This window comes from Terrabacter terrigena, from assembly GCF_042676085.1.
Classification (GTDB): Bacteria; Actinomycetota; Actinomycetes; order Actinomycetales; family Dermatophilaceae; genus Terrabacter; species Terrabacter terrigena.
Genome location: NZ_JBHTKH010000008.1, coordinates 85,061 through 98,718, shown reverse-complemented (window position 1 = coordinate 98,718; position 13,658 = coordinate 85,061). Strand labels below are relative to the sequence as shown.

At 71.9% G+C, this 13,658-nt stretch carries 9 protein-coding genes and 1 pseudogene; 4 read left to right on the top strand and 6 right to left on the bottom strand.

The genetic code is table 11. The features are described 5' to 3' along the window. Positions 1-400 precede the first annotated feature (400 nt). From ACFQ2V_RS13485 to ACFQ2V_RS13475, 3 genes and pseudogenes are all read right to left on the bottom strand, one after another. A complete protein-coding gene (locus ACFQ2V_RS13485) occupies positions 401-583 on the bottom strand; it encodes a hypothetical protein (RefSeq protein ID WP_386053291.1) in 183 nt (60 codons plus the stop codon). Positions 584-714: 131 nt separating this feature from the next. Then, on the bottom strand, positions 715-1,737 hold the full coding sequence (locus ACFQ2V_RS13480; protein WP_386053289.1) for a ParA family protein: 1,023 nt from the start codon (positions 1,735-1,737) through the stop codon (positions 715-717). 115 nt (positions 1,738-1,852) lie between these two features. Continuing rightward, positions 1,853-2,479: pseudogene (locus ACFQ2V_RS13475) on the bottom strand (ATPase, T2SS/T4P/T4SS family); the annotation flags it as partial. Positions 2,480-2,725: 246 nt separating this feature from the next. Between ACFQ2V_RS13475 and ACFQ2V_RS13470 the strand changes: the two are divergent. Further along, a complete protein-coding gene (locus ACFQ2V_RS13470; RefSeq protein ID WP_386053287.1) occupies positions 2,726-7,051 on the top strand; it encodes an FtsK/SpoIIIE domain-containing protein in 4,326 nt (1,441 codons plus the stop codon). 111 nt (positions 7,052-7,162) lie between these two features. After that, positions 7,163-8,113: an acyl-CoA thioesterase gene (locus ACFQ2V_RS13465; RefSeq protein WP_386053286.1), complete on the top strand. Its 951-nt coding sequence runs from the start codon at positions 7,163-7,165 to the stop codon at positions 8,111-8,113. Positions 8,114-8,152: 39 nt separating this feature from the next. Here ACFQ2V_RS13465 and ACFQ2V_RS13460 read toward each other — a convergent pair whose 3' ends face one another. Beyond that, positions 8,153-9,076 carry a DNA-3-methyladenine glycosylase family protein gene (locus ACFQ2V_RS13460; protein ID WP_386053284.1) on the bottom strand — a complete coding sequence of 308 codons (924 nt, stop codon included), beginning with the start codon at positions 9,074-9,076 and terminating at the stop codon, positions 8,153-8,155. Positions 9,077-9,235: 159 nt separating this feature from the next. Between ACFQ2V_RS13460 and ACFQ2V_RS13455 the strand changes: the two genes are divergently transcribed. After that, entirely contained in the window at positions 9,236-9,979 is a 744-nt protein-coding gene (locus tag ACFQ2V_RS13455) for a DUF3105 domain-containing protein (protein ID WP_386053283.1), read from the top strand. 102 nt (positions 9,980-10,081) lie between these two features. Further along, complete coding sequence (locus tag ACFQ2V_RS13450) at positions 10,082-10,516, top strand: nitroreductase family deazaflavin-dependent oxidoreductase (protein WP_386053281.1); 435 nt, start codon at positions 10,082-10,084, stop codon at positions 10,514-10,516. A 30-nt stretch (positions 10,517-10,546) separates the two neighbouring features. Here ACFQ2V_RS13450 and ACFQ2V_RS13445 read toward each other — a convergent pair whose 3' ends face one another. Both ACFQ2V_RS13445 and ACFQ2V_RS13440 read right to left on the bottom strand, forming a co-directional pair. Then, positions 10,547-11,512 (bottom strand): lysylphosphatidylglycerol synthase domain-containing protein, encoded by a 966-nt coding sequence (locus ACFQ2V_RS13445; protein WP_386053279.1) that lies wholly within the window; start codon positions 11,510-11,512, stop codon positions 10,547-10,549. Between the two features lie 33 nt (positions 11,513-11,545). After that, positions 11,546-13,609: a glycosyltransferase gene (locus ACFQ2V_RS13440; RefSeq protein WP_386053277.1), complete on the bottom strand. Its 2,064-nt coding sequence runs from the start codon at positions 13,607-13,609 to the stop codon at positions 11,546-11,548. Positions 13,610-13,658 lie beyond the last annotated feature (49 nt).

Genomic DNA, 13,658 nt, shown 5'->3' with positions numbered 1-13,658 from the left:
TGGGCGCTCCTCCGGGCTCAGCCACCCGTGGGCGTCCCTTTTCTACGAGGCGTCCGAGCGGTATGTGGTCAGGGGACCTCGGACGTCCAGAGAATCTCTTCCGTCGGCCGACCGTTCTCGGTGAACCACACACCCGATCGGGAGATGCACGCCAAATCAGAGCGAACCATTCCGGTAGCGAGAAGCCAGCCGACGTGTTCCGCCGTTGTGAACGGGCGCACCCGCTCCTGGGCTCCGGGATGCGCCCTGAACCAGGAGGCGTCATCCGCTCGCGCCTGGTCGATGCCAGACCTGGTGGGACAGTCCGGCCTGCAGCAGAACCTCTTCGCGCCGCACGTTGGGCAGTGCGTTGGCATGAGACGGACCCAGGCCTTTTGGGCTTCCAGCTCTTCGCTCTCGGTCATGCGGCCCCTTCGTTACGGAACCGATCCATCACGGTTTCGACGAAGTAGCGCACCTCCTCCGGGTCCATCTGCTGCAGCAGGCTTCCGGTGACCGCCGACACCTGCTCCATCTGCGGCTGGGTCCGCCGCACCCGCTTCAGGAACCGAGTCGCTGCCCTGTCGAACTTGTCGCGCTTCACGTCGATCTCCTTCTCTCGGACCCCGCGTGCCGGGGTCGTTGAGACGAGTCTCGTTGCGATGCAACGGAGAGCGCCGAGTACTGCGCACGTAGGCAGTACTCGGCGTCGAACCGCAGCGCCGTGTTACGTCGTCACAGCTCGTCGACGAGGGACTGCACCGAGTCGACACAGTTCTGGAGGTACTCACCCTTCACCTGCACCCGCTTGCCCATGACGTCCATACGCCCCGGCTTCTGCGCGTAGAAGGGGCACCCACGCGCGAAGGACACAACCCCCGCCGTCTGGAAGTCGCGGATCTCGACCATGACGTCCTCCGCAGTCTTGGCGGAGAACATGTCCTTGTGCTGAGCAATCAGCGACTGCACGTCCGCGTCGATCGAGTTGAGGACGGCGGTGTAGGCCGAGGCCGAGACGACGTACTGCGTGAGCCGGTTCTTCGCGATGACGTGGACCTTGGGCAGAGTGCGCCCCTCGGCCCGCAACTTGGTTGCGAAGGCGTACTGCGTGTAGATCTCGGACGGCAACTTGAGTCCGTAGATGAGCGAGAACGCGTTCTGGATCGCACGACGGGACGAGTCGTCCGCCATGACGGGCAGCACCAGCCGGTCAGCACTGGCGAGCGCGACCTGGGTGTACATCGAGAAGCTCGGGTTCGCGTCGATGAAGATGGTGTCGTACTCGTCACCCAGGGACTCGATGAGGTCGCGAACCCAGTCAACCACCGCAATCCAGGGCGAGGTGCCGGGAATCTGGTTGTTGGCGAGCGTCGAGACGGCATTGCTCTGCAGTTCGAGGATCGGGTCGCCAGCGATGATGTCGATGTTGTCCGGGATGTTGGCGTTGTAGTCGGCCGGATGTGAGATGTACACGTGCGGATCGATGGACGGTGCACGGTACGGGTTCGGCATCCGCAACTCGAAGTAGCCGCCAATGGTTCGGCGCGTCGGCTCGTTCTGGCGAGCCAGCAGGGTGTCGCTGCCCTTGCCAGTCAGACCGCCGAACAGCAACTCAGAGAGGTTCGCCTGAGGGCAAACATCGATGGCCAGCACTCGCTTCTCAGGGTTCTGCTTGGCGTAGAAGGCGAGGGACTGAAAGCACAGGCTGGTCTTCCCCGTGCCTCCCTTGTTGTTCCAGAAAGCGTAGGTAACGGGCACCGCTTCTCCTTCGAGAGTCTAATGAGTACTCCTGCAGAGTATCACATGTACGGAATCTCCGTACAAGCGAGACGTTATCTGCGGCTCGATGGGCCGAGTAACCACCCTGGAACATGCCTGGCTGCGTGCCACCGGCGACGAGGACGTTGAGGCCGCTCGCCACCGCGGCCTCGAGGAAGGTCGCGGCCTGGCGCGGCATCGTGCCGAGCCGGACGAGGTCGTCGAGGTGGTCGGCCTTGACGACGAACTTGCGGATGTTCACCTGCCAGTGGGTCCGGCTGATGTCAGGGATGACCACGTGGAGCCGGGACCCGTCGGACAGGGTCGCGTCGACGAACGGGCTGCTGAGGTCGACCCGGCGGCCGCTGCTCTTCAGCATGCGCTCGACGAGGTCACGCACCTCGTCGGCCGAAAGGATCGTCGGGGTGAGCTCGGAGATGCCACCGCGAGCGACGAACACCTTGCTCGGGTCGTTGATCCATATCTCTTCGACGGTGGGGTCGTCGAAGTACTGCTGGAGCGGTCCGTAGCCCGCGACGACGGCGAGGATCGAGTGCACGGCGAGGCGCTGGTCGCCGAGGGACGGCAAACCGCCGTGGAGCGAGCGCTCGTCGTAGTCCTGGACGGCGTCCTGCACGAGGCGGCGTACGGCCTTAGCGTCGCTCGCAGGGTCGAGCCCCGAGCGGCGGATGAGCTCGCGGACCTCGCCCTCGACGTGGCGCACCGCTTCGTGTGTCGACATGCGTTCCCCTGAACCCCTGTGAGTCGCTTCGCCGCCATCCTGCCCGGAGTCTCCGGATCTGGCGCGTCCAAGCTAGGCGACCCGTGAGCGCCCGCGCTCCGGTCATCCACAGACCCGACGGTCCTCGGGCCGGGACCGGCGCTCGGGCCCGGACGAGCGGGCACCGTAGCGCCTCCGTCGGGCGCGCGGCCGGGGCCGTCCACAGGTGTGCATCGACGCATCGGCGCCGAGCCGGGAGGCGGTCTCATGGTCCTCGAACACGAGGAGGCGCATGTGCACCTGACGGTGACTGTCATCGACCCGGAGCACCTGGGCGCGGCGCGGCGCCACGTCTCGATCGAGGCTGCCGAGGGCACGCCGTTCTCAGAGGTGCGCGCCCACCTGGCCGCGGCCGCCGGGTGCGACGTGTCGGGCACGCCCGCGTCGTTCAGCGTCGACGGGGTGCCCCTCTCCGACCACGACCGCGTCGGGGAGCTCCCGCTGGTCCGCGGAGCACTCCTCACGGTCGGCCGGCGCGACCCGGGCACGACGAATCGTGTGCGCGAGAGCCACGCCGTCGAGCTCCGCATCGTCAGTGGAATCGGCGCCGGGCGGAGCATCCGCCTCGGCCGCGGCGAGCACGTCGTGGGGCGGGCCGCCTCTGCACACGTCCGCCTCGACGACCCCGGCGTCTCGCGTGCCCACGCCGTCGTCGACGTCCGCGCGGAGGGCATTCGCGTGCGCGACCTCGGCACGACGAACCCGTCCCTGCTGGACGGGGTCGTCCTCCCTCCGGAGGGCACCGCGCTCGGCGCGGGCCAGCACCTGCGACTCGGCTCGACCACCCTCGTCCTCGGACCCGTCGACGTCCGCGGCGGCCACCACGAGCTGTCCGGCGGGCAGGTCCGCATCCATCGCGGGCCGCGTTTCGTCGACGCACGTCCCCCGGTGACCGTGCGGTTTCCCCCAGCGCCCCGGCGCCCTGAGGACGGGCGCGTCCCGCTCCTCGCGTCCTTTGCACCGCTCGCGCTCTCGGCAGTCCTGGCCTTCGCCCTCTCCTCCCCGGCGCTGCTCCTCTTCGCCCTCATGTCGCCGGTCCTCCTGCTCGGGCAGTGGTGGAGCGACCGGAGGGCCGGCCGCACGTCGTACCGCCTGCAGGTGAAGGAGCATGCCGCCGCGCTCGATCAGGCGCGGCACGACCTCAAGGAGGCCGCGCTCGAGGACACGGCGAGACGGCGGCGCGAGCACCCCGACCTCAGCCAGGTGGAGGCGACCGTACGCCGGCGCGCGACCCGGCTGTGGGAGCGCCGGCCCGCTGACCCCGACCACCTCGTGGTTCGCATCGGGACCGCCCGACAGCCTGCACGCGTCGAGCTCGAGGGCGAGGTCGTCGACGCACGACCCGAGCTGGACGACGTGCCGGCCCTCGTCGACCTCGGCCGGTCGGGGGTTCTCGGCATCGCCGGCCCCCGCCAGCACGCCCTCGCCCTCACCGGGGGTCTCGTCGTGCAGCTCGCCGCCTGGCACACCCCCCGACTGCTCGGGGTCCACGTGCTGGCTGAATCACCCCAGGCGGCGCTCGACTGGGAGTGGGCAGCGCAGCTGCCACACGTCTCGGATACCGACGAGGCAGCACCTCGCATCGCCGGTGGCTCACCGGCGGTCACGTTGCACGTCGAGGCACTCCGGGCACTCGCCGACAGCCGACGAGCCGCCCACGACGGTCAGTGGTCGGCCGGCAGCCAGCCGACGGACGTCGTGATCGTGCTCGACGGGGCCAGTCGGCTCCGGTCCGTGCCGGGCCTCTCGGAGCTGCTGACGAACGGGCCGGCCGTCGGACTCGCGTTCGTCTGCCTCGACGACGACCCGACCTCGTTGCCGACGGAGGCGCGGACCACCGTCGAGATCGACGCGACGGGGCTCTGCGTCGCCGTCCGCGACGACGCGCGGTGCCTCGACAAGGTCGTGCCCGACCTGCCCACGGTCGGCTGGCTCGAGGCAGTGTGCCGAGCCATGGCGCCCCTCGTCGACGCGACCCCCGATGCCGGCGTCGACGCGCTGCCGCGCGAGGTGTCCTTCGTCGTGCTGCACCGCGAGGCGGGTGTCGACGTCGTGACCACCGAGGGGCTGGCCGCGTCCTGGGCCGACGGCTCGGGGCGGCCGACAGCCCTCGTCGGTCGCACTCCGCAAGGACCGCTTCGCCTCGACATCGCGGTCGACGGCCCGCACGTGCTGGTCGGAGGAACCACCGGGTCCGGCAAGTCCGAGCTGCTGCAGGCCCTGGTCGCCGGCCTCGCCGTGAACAACCCTCCCGACGGCCTCGCCTTCGTGCTCGTCGACTACAAGGGCGGGTCCGCATTCAGCGACTGCGCCCGGCTGCCACACACCGTCGGCCTGGTGACGGACCTCGACGCCGTCCTCACCGCTCGGGCCCTCACCTCGCTCGACGCCGAGATGAAGCGCCGGGAGCGCCTGCTCGCCGAGGCAGGCGTCAAGGACCTCGACGACTACCGCCGGGCCGCCTCCGTACGCCGGGAGCTCCCTCCGCTGGCCCGCCTCGTCATCGTGGTCGACGAGTTCAAGGCCCTTGCCGACGAGTTCCCCGACTTCGTCAGCGGCCTCGTTCGCGTCGCGGCCCTGGGACGATCCATGGGCCTGCACCTCGTCCTCGCCACGCAACGCCCTGCCGGCATCGTCTCCGCCGACATGCGCGCCAACCTCGCGCTCCGGATCGCCCTGCGTGTCCGTGACCGGAGCGACAGCGTCGACGTCATCGACGCCCCCGACGCCGCCACCCTCGACCCTCGAACCCCCGGTCGTGCGTGCCTGCGAGCCGGCGACAACGCCCTCACGGCGCTGCAGACCGCCTACCTCGGCGGTCCCCTGCGCGACCCGCGCACGCCGGCAGGCCGCACCAGCGTGATGCCCCGCGACCTGCTGTCCGAGGCAAGGTCCCGCGCCACGGCCCGTGACCCGTCCGGCGCGACGGAAAGGTCGGAGCTCGCGGCCGTCGTCGACACGGCGATCACGACGGCCGGTCGTCTGGGCGCCACTCCCCCGGCCCCGCCCTGGCTGCCGCCGCTGCCGTCGACCCTGTCCGTCGCCGAGCTCGTCGCCTACTTGGCAGCGGGTGCGAGCGCAGGCCAGGCACGCTCGGGGGGCGTGCCACTCGGCCTCGTCGACGTCCCGGCCCGTCAGCAGCGCGAGGTCCTCGCCTGGCACCCGGGTGACGGCCAGCATCTTGGTCTGGCGGGTGGCCCGCGCAGCGGCAGGTCGACGACGCTCGTCACCCTGGCCCTCGGCCTCGCACGGCTCCACCCTCCGTCGGACGTCCACGTCCACGTGCTCCAGGGCATGGCCGGCCCCTGCTCCGCCCTTCACCACCTGCCGCACGTCGGCACGCTCGCCGAGGCGACAGACCCTGCCCTCTGCCGCCGGCTCGTCGATCGACTGGCTCGCCTCCTCGACGGCGACGAGTCGAGGCCACGTCACACAGTGGTGCTCGTCGACGGATGGGAGTCCCTCGAGGAGGCGCTCTCGGCGATCGACCACGGCGCCACCCTCGACACCCTCCATCGACTGCTGCGCGACGGGCCCTCGGCCGGGGTGCAGTTCGTCGTGGCCGGTGGCCGCGCCGTCGTCTCGGGCCGCCTACCCGGCCTGTTGTCACGCCGGCTCGTGCTGCACCTGCCCGATCCTCTCGACCTCACGCTGGCCGGCGTGACGGCCGCCGGCGCGCCGACCCAGCGGCCGGCGGGGCGCGCCGTCGACGTGCTCACCGGCCACGAGGTGCAGCTGGCCCACCCCGGTCCGAGCCCGGCCGCCCAGGACACGACGCAGGCCGTCGAGCGGGCCGCCGGCGCCCTCCGGCAGGAGTACGCCTCGACCGGCCGGCCGTGGCGCATCCGGGCGCTCCCCGAGCGGGTCGATGTCGTCCCCTCGGCCGGCGGACCGGACCATCTCGTCATCGGCGCCGGCGGGGACGAGGCCGCACCGTTGTCCATCCCGCTCGCCGCGGTGCGTCGCATCCTCGTCGCCGGCCCCAGCCGGTCCGGGCGCTCGACGGCGCTCGTCACCATCGGCGAGGCGCTGCTCGCACGCGGGCGGTCCGTGCTGACCGTCTGCCCACGCAGGTCCCCACTGTCATCGTGGGCCCTGTCCCGTGGCGTCACCCACCTGTCCCAGCAGGACGCCGCCGACCTGGTGGCGGCGCGGCGGGTCGACCCCGACCTCTGTTTCCTCGTCGACGACGCAGAGTCCGTCGACGGGAGCCCGGTCGAACCCGCACTCGTCGAGGTCGTGCGCCTCCTCGACTCCACTGAGGGCCTCGTGGCAGTGAGCGCCGACCTGGCCCGGGCCAACGCGGCCTTCCGCGGGCTCGTTCCCGAGATCTCACGCGACGGGTGCGGCCTGCTGCTCCAGCCCGCGTCTCCCACGGACGGCGACGTGCTCGGCACGCGCCTCGACGTGCCCGTCGAGCGCAGACCGGGTCGCGGCCACCTCGTGCTCGACGGAGTCGCCCAACCTGTCCAGGTGGGTGTGGTCGGTCTGGAAGGCCTCGCGACCACTCCGGCACCCTCCGCGCGGACGTGATGGCCGACGCGCGGCGACGTCGCGCCACCTGCTCCGCGGAGCGGACTCGGCCGCCGTCGACCGGTCCGCTCTGCCACTGTGTGCCCAACACCGGCTCGAGGAGGACCCACCATGCCGCGCCACGCCCGAGAGATCACCCTGCGCTTCCTCGCAGCCCCGACCGACGCCGGCTACTCCGGCACCGTCGGAGGCGGCCGGGTGCTCGAGTGGATCGACAAGGCCGGCTACGCGGCGGCTGCCGGCTGGAGCGGGACCTACAGCGTGACGGCATACGTCGGCAACGTGCGCTTCTCACGTCCGGTCGAGGTGGGCGACCTCGTCGAGGCCACGGCACGCGTCGTCCACACCGGCACCACGAGCATGCACATCCTCGTGACGGTCGCGGCCGGCAACCCGAAGGACGTCGACCTGCAGCACACGACCGACTGCATCATGGTCTTCGTCGCCGTCGACGAGAACGGCAAGCCGACCCCCGTGCCGCAGCTCGTCGCCGAGGACGACCACGACCGCGAGTGGCAGGCGAGCGCCGTGCAGCGGATCGCCCTCCGCGGTGAGATCGCGAAGTCGATGGGGGACCAGACCTACAGCGACGCTGGCACTGCACCCCGGGTCGTGCTGCGCTTCCTCGCCGCCCCGACCGACGTCAACTGGGGCGGCAAGGTGCACGGCGGCATCGTCATGCGCTGGATCGACGAGGCCGCCCACGTGCTCGCCACCCAGTGGACCGGGTCGGCTGCCAACGTCGCGGTCTACGCGGGCGGGGTTCGTTTCTACCGCCCCTTGCGCATCGGTCACGTCGTCGAGGTCGAGGCTCGGCTGCTGCTGACGGGCACGTCGAGCATGCACATCAGCGTCCACGTGCGCTCCGGCGACCCTGCGACGGGCGAGCTCGCGCTGACCACCCACTCGCTCATCGTCTTCGTGCCCCTCGACGGCGACGGCGACGCCGTGCCGGCTAAGCGCTGGACACCTGTCAGCGACGAGGACGTCGCGCTGCGCGACCACGCTCTCGCGCTCGTCGAGATGCGCAACAGGGTCGACGCCGAGCGCCACATCCCCTGAGCGGGGCCTTCGCACGCCCGAGTGCGTGTGCCGCCGCGCTCAGCGGGTGCGCGTCGGCAGGTGCGTGCGAGGAGCCATGCGCGGCCCGCGCCGCGGCCGGTGGTGGCCCGCCATCCCGAGCAGCTGCTGCACCCGGTAGCGGTGGCCCCGGTAGGGTTCGAGCAGCTCGGCGAGACCGTCGTCGTCGACCGGTGCGCCGGTCAGGGCCCAGCCGATGTCCTTGGCCACGTGGTAGTCGCCGAACGAGACCGAGTCGGGGTCACCGAGCGCCCGCTGGGCCACCTCGGCGCACGTCCAGATCCCGATGCCGGGCAGGGCCCGCAGGCGCCGGTGCGCCTCGGCGACCGACACGTGCGCACCCTCCTCGAGCCGTCCGGCATACCCTGCCGCCCGCACGACGGTGCGCGAGCGTGCCCCGTCGACCGAGGCCTGCAACCACGCCCACGACGGGATGGCGGCCCAGCCGGCCGCCGTCGGCGGCGCCATGAGCCCCGGGAACGGCCCCGGCGCCACCTCGCCGAAGCGCAGCACGAGGGCGCGGTAGCCGGCGAAGGCCTCGTGCCCCGTGACCTTCTGCTCGATGACCGCGGGAGCCAGCGCGTCGAAGACCAGGCCCGAGCGCGGCACGCGCCAGTGCGGGAACCGGCGCCAGGCGTCGGCGACGAGGTCGTGGTGCGGCACGAAGCCGGACGCGTCGTCGTCGTCGCCGAGGAGCGCCGGCACCGACTCGAGCAGCCACGGGCCACCCGGCCCCCAGGCCTGGGCGTGGACCTCAGCGTCACCGGGACGACAGACCAGGTGGAGGGTGCCGACGCCCTGCGGGGTCTGGACGGCGCGGGTCGCGGAGCCCTCACGCCCGAACCGGGATGTCGGGTCGCCGCCCCCACGCCGGAACGCACCGAGCTGAGCGCGCAGGGCGATCTCGCGCTCGCTGCGCCACAGACGGGTCACGGGTGCGGTCACCACAACATCCTCGCCTACACTCGGCTCGGTCGTTGAACGAGACGACACCGGCACGAACAACGGCCCGTCGGCACAGGCAACTCACACCTGCACCGCCCGACCTCAGCCCCCGCCGGCCGGCCCGGACCGGCAGACCGAGAGCCCACAGGAAGAGGAACGATGGCCCGCGAGACGAGCCGAGACCGCCGCGAGCGCGTCGCCCAGATGCAGGCAGCCCAGAAGAAGGCCGAGCGGCGCCGGCTCTTCGTCGTGATCGGTGCCTGTGTCGCCGTCATCGCGATCATCGGCGGCGCCGTTGCGTGGGCGATCATCGGCGAGCAGAACAAGAAGGACGAGGCCCTGCAGAGCATCAGTGGCGACGTCGCCGCGGCTTCCTGCGACCCGGTCACCGACGACGCCGCGAGCGGCTCGAGCGACCACGTCGGTCCCGGCACCAACCAGGCCTCCGTGACGAAGATCAAGTACTCCACGGTGCCGCCGTCGAGCGGTCAGCACTTCGCCGTGCCCGCCGTCGACAAGCGCAGGGTCTACACCGTCGCCGACGCCCCGAAGGTTGAGACGCTCGTGCACAACCTCGAGCACGGCTACACGATCCTCTGGTACGACCGTTCGGTGGAGAAGGAGCAGGCCGCGAGCTTCGAGGCTCTCAGCACGAAGGTCAACGCGATGAAGGAGTCGGCGAACAAGTTCATCATCAGCCCGTGGGACCCCGCCTACGGCGCCTTCCCCGCGGGCAAGAAGTACGCCCTGTCGCACTGGTCCGCCGACTACGACCAGGCCAGCGGCAAGGTCTCGAACCAGAAGGGCCACCGGCAGCTGTGCGGCGGCCTCAACACGGCCGTCGTCGAGGACTTCGTCAAGAAGTTCCCGTGGAGCTCGGCCCCCGAGCCCGGCGCGGCCTGACGCTCACCCGTTGCCACGATCCGCAGGCCCCCGGTCCCGACCGGGGGCCTGCGGCGTCGCCGGGCGGGGAACAGCGTCACGTCAGGGTTGGTTGTCGCTGACATGACGATCACCGGCGAGTACGTCCCGAGCCCGAGCGACTGGGTGCGCAAGCAGGTCGAGGAGATCGAGCGCACCGGTACCACCGACTCCGTGCACATCATGAACCGGCCCGTGGTGCTGCTCACCATGCGCGGCCGGAAGAGCGGCAAGGTGCGCAAGGTGCCGCTCATGCGGGTCGAGCACGACGGCGACTTCGCCGCCGTGGCGAGCAAGGGCGGTGCTCCGGAGCACCCGAAGTGGTACCGCAACCTGCAGACCAACCCGGACATCGACCTGCAGGTCGGGACCGAGACGTGGCCGGCGCGCGCACGCGAGCTGTCGGGTGACGAACGCGCCCAATGGTGGGAGCGCTGCGTCGCCGCCTACCCGCCCTACGCGGAGTACCAGACGAAGACCGAGCGGCTCATCCCCGTCTTCGTGCTCGAGCGCGTCTGAAACGCGTCCCGTAGCGGCCTCGGCCCGACCTCACACCGACAGGTCGTCGACCTGTTCGGCCTGGGACCGTTTCTCCCGCAGCAGGTGGTGGGAGCGCGCGTACAGCCAGCCGCCGAGGGCGGCGAGCACGTCGACGATCGTGACGATGAAGCGCGACATGATCGCGACGGCCGCCGCGGCGGGCGTCGGGATGGCCGTCGAGAGGATCAGCGTCAGCAGGCCCTCGCGCGCGCCCAGGCCGGCCGGCAGGATGACCGTGAGCATGCCGAGCGAGACGGAGAGGGCGTAGCCCGTCACGGCCGCCGTGGTGAGGTCGGGGTGGGCACCGTCGCCGGCCACGGCCTGCGCGAGCAGCAGCGTGTGCACGCCGAAGGCGATCCACACGAGGACGAACATCGCGACCGCGCGGAGCACGGCGCCACCTGAGAGCGCGTGCTCGAGCGGCTCCCGGCGAAGCGTCCTCAGCATCCACGCGATGAGCGCGTTGAGCAGCCGCGGCACGCAGAGCACGACGAGGATCGGGATGCCGAGCAGCAGCCACCAGTCGAAACCGGCTGAGGTGCGCGTGAGCAGGTAGGACGCCGCGGGCAGGCCGACCAGGAAGCCGGTGGCGAGAGCGAGACCGAGGGTCAGCAGGCCGGTCACGGCGGTGCGCCGGCGCGGCACCTTGAGCTGGCTCGCGATGTCGGCCTGCACGAGCACCGACCACAGGGAGCCCGGGAGGTACTTGCCGAGCTGCCCGACGAAGTACACGCCGGACGCGGGCGCCAGGTGCAGGTCGGAGCCGAGGTCGCGCAGCAGCGTCCTCCACCCGATCATCGTCAGCCACGTGCCGGCGGCGGCAGCGAGCGTCGACCAGGCGAAGGTCGACCACGAGATCTTGTCGAGGTGGACCGACATGTCGGCCCAGTTGCGCACGACCGCGTAGACGACGGCGGCGAGAGTGATGACGGCGATGCCGACACGCAGGACGGTGATGATCTTCTGTCGGGTCATGTCGTCACCATCATCGCAGTGTCTGCACGCAGCTCAGCGCCGGCGCAGGGTCAGGCGCACCAGGCCGTATGCCGCGTCGTCGGCGCGGGCGCGTGACGCCGCGTCGCGCATGCGTGCGTTGACGTCGCCGTCGAGGTCGCCGATGAGCACGAATCCGAGGTCGTGGGCTCGCGCGAGGATGCCGCGCACGTCGGCCGGCCCGACCGCGCCCTCAGCCGCTCGCGGCCCGATCGGGATCGTCACGACGAGCAGGCCCCCCGATCGCAGCGCCCAGGACGCCTGCTCGAGCACGTGGTCGACGTCGCCGGCGTCGCAGCCGTCGGGGTGGATGCGCACGATGACGTCGAGAGAGCCGGTGTCGACGTCGAGGGCGGCGACGCTGGGGTGGCTGCCGGTGAAGTCGATCTCGACCGGCGCGAAGCCGACTGCACGGGCCCAGCGGGACAGCAGGGACCGGGTGCCGCCCTCGTCGACGATCACGGCGCTGCGGCGGCCGTCGTCACGCACCCGGACGATCGCGGCCAGCGCGCCGAGGGCCGCCCACGCCGAGACGCTGTCGAGCGAGCGCGGGAGGCCGAGCAGCCGCGCGAGGCGGCGGGCGTCGTCGGCCTCGTCGGGTTCGCCCAGCACGTCGGTGGCGAGCACCCAGTCGGGCAGGTCGTCGGGCCGCAGCGCCACGAGTGGCCGACGCGCAGCGACGGCCTGCGACGCCGTGCGCCGGGCACGTCGGGCGATCCGGGCCGCGCGGGCGCCGACCCGGGCTGCCGCACGCCGGGTGGCCGAGGAGTGGTCCGCGGACTCGGCGTCGTCGAGCTCGTCGTCCGCCGGGTCGGCAGGCCCGTCGGTCGGCTCCCCCGGCGCGGCGGCATACGGCTGGTCGGGCTCGCCGAGCAGCGCGCTCTCGTCGAACGACAGCGCCTCGACCGTGCCGAGGTAGTGCGCCCAGGGGCCGGAGAGGTCAGGGGTCTGGACGCCCTCGGCGAGCCGGCGGCGTACGTCGGGGTCGCCGAGGCGACGCAGGGCCCCGGCGAGCGCGCGCTCGTCCTCGGGCGGCACGAGCAAGCCGTTGACGCCGTCGTCGACCTGCTGCGAGAAGGGTGAAATGTCGGAGGCGAGCACGGGCAGCCCGTGGGCGTGGCCGAGGATGACGTTCTGCGACGCGGTCGCCGAGCGGTAGGGCAGGGCGAGCACGTCGTGGTCGGCGAGGAGCGAGGCCAGTGCGTCGGCCGGAACGTAGCCGTCGCGGATCTCGACCCGGCCCGCGAGCGCCGGGTCCGAGGCGAGACGCCCGATGACGCCGCGGTTGGCCCCCCAGATCTCGCCGGCGATGGTGAGCGTCACCTCGGGCACGGTGCGCATCGCGCGCAGCAGCACGTCGATGCCCTTGTACTCGCGGACCAGGCCGAGGGCGAGCAGCCGGGTGGGGCCGGTGCGCGGGTCGCGCGAGATCGGGTCGCCGCCGGGCAGGTGCGGGGGCAGGTCGGCCACCGAGACGCGACGGGCCCCCAGGTCGTGCGCGACCCGGGCCTGGTCGGTGCTGTGCACGAGCACCGAGTCGACGCGGGCGAACAGCAGGGACATCAGGCGCGCGTCGCCGGCGTGCGGCTCGTGCGGCAGCACGTTGTGGCACACGACGACGGACTGCGGTCGTGGACGGGTGGTGCCCGGAATCGCTCCGGCCGCCCGGAGCAGGGCCAGGTGCGCGGGGACGACGGCCGGCATGACGTGCACGACGAGGATGGCGTCGACGTCACGCAGGCGCCGGCCGGCCCGCACCCACGTGTCGGGCCGCGCCCAGCTGAGCGCCCGGATGGTCCGCGGGAACGGGGGCACCTCGGGCACCCCGTCGGGCACCGTCGCGTCGGCGTGGTGCAGCTTGGAGGGGTAGAGGTGCGCCCACGACACGAGCGTCACGTCGTGACCGGCGTCGGCCAGGTGGTGCGCGAGCATCGTCGTGTGGGCGGCCACCCCGCCCTTGTGCGGGTGGCTCGGGCCGACGATCGCGATGCGCAGCGCAGCCGAGCCGGTCGGTCGGGGAGCCTCGTCCGAGGCCGTGCTGGCGCCCGGCTGGATGCCTTGTGACAACGCGTCCGTCATGGTCCCCCGACTCTAGTTCCACGCGTATGCCGGCGGGCGCGCTCCCACG

Excerpts from the sequence above, each read along its gene's own strand:
- ACFQ2V_RS13470 (WP_386053287.1), top strand. The coding sequence starts at position 2,726 with ATGGTCCTCGAACACGAGGAGGCGCATGTGCACCTGACGGTGACTGTC.
- ACFQ2V_RS13465 (WP_386053286.1), top strand. The coding sequence starts at position 7,163 with ATGCCGCGCCACGCCCGAGAGATCACCCTGCGCTTCCTCGCAGCCCCG.
- ACFQ2V_RS13455 (WP_386053283.1), top strand. The coding sequence starts at position 9,236 with ATGGCCCGCGAGACGAGCCGAGACCGCCGCGAGCGCGTCGCCCAGATG.
- ACFQ2V_RS13450 (WP_386053281.1), top strand. The coding sequence starts at position 10,082 with ATGACGATCACCGGCGAGTACGTCCCGAGCCCGAGCGACTGGGTGCGC.
- ACFQ2V_RS13445 (WP_386053279.1), bottom strand. The coding sequence starts at position 11,512 with ATGACCCGACAGAAGATCATCACCGTCCTGCGTGTCGGCATCGCCGTC.
- ACFQ2V_RS13440 (WP_386053277.1), bottom strand. The coding sequence starts at position 13,609 with ATGACGGACGCGTTGTCACAAGGCATCCAGCCGGGCGCCAGCACGGCC.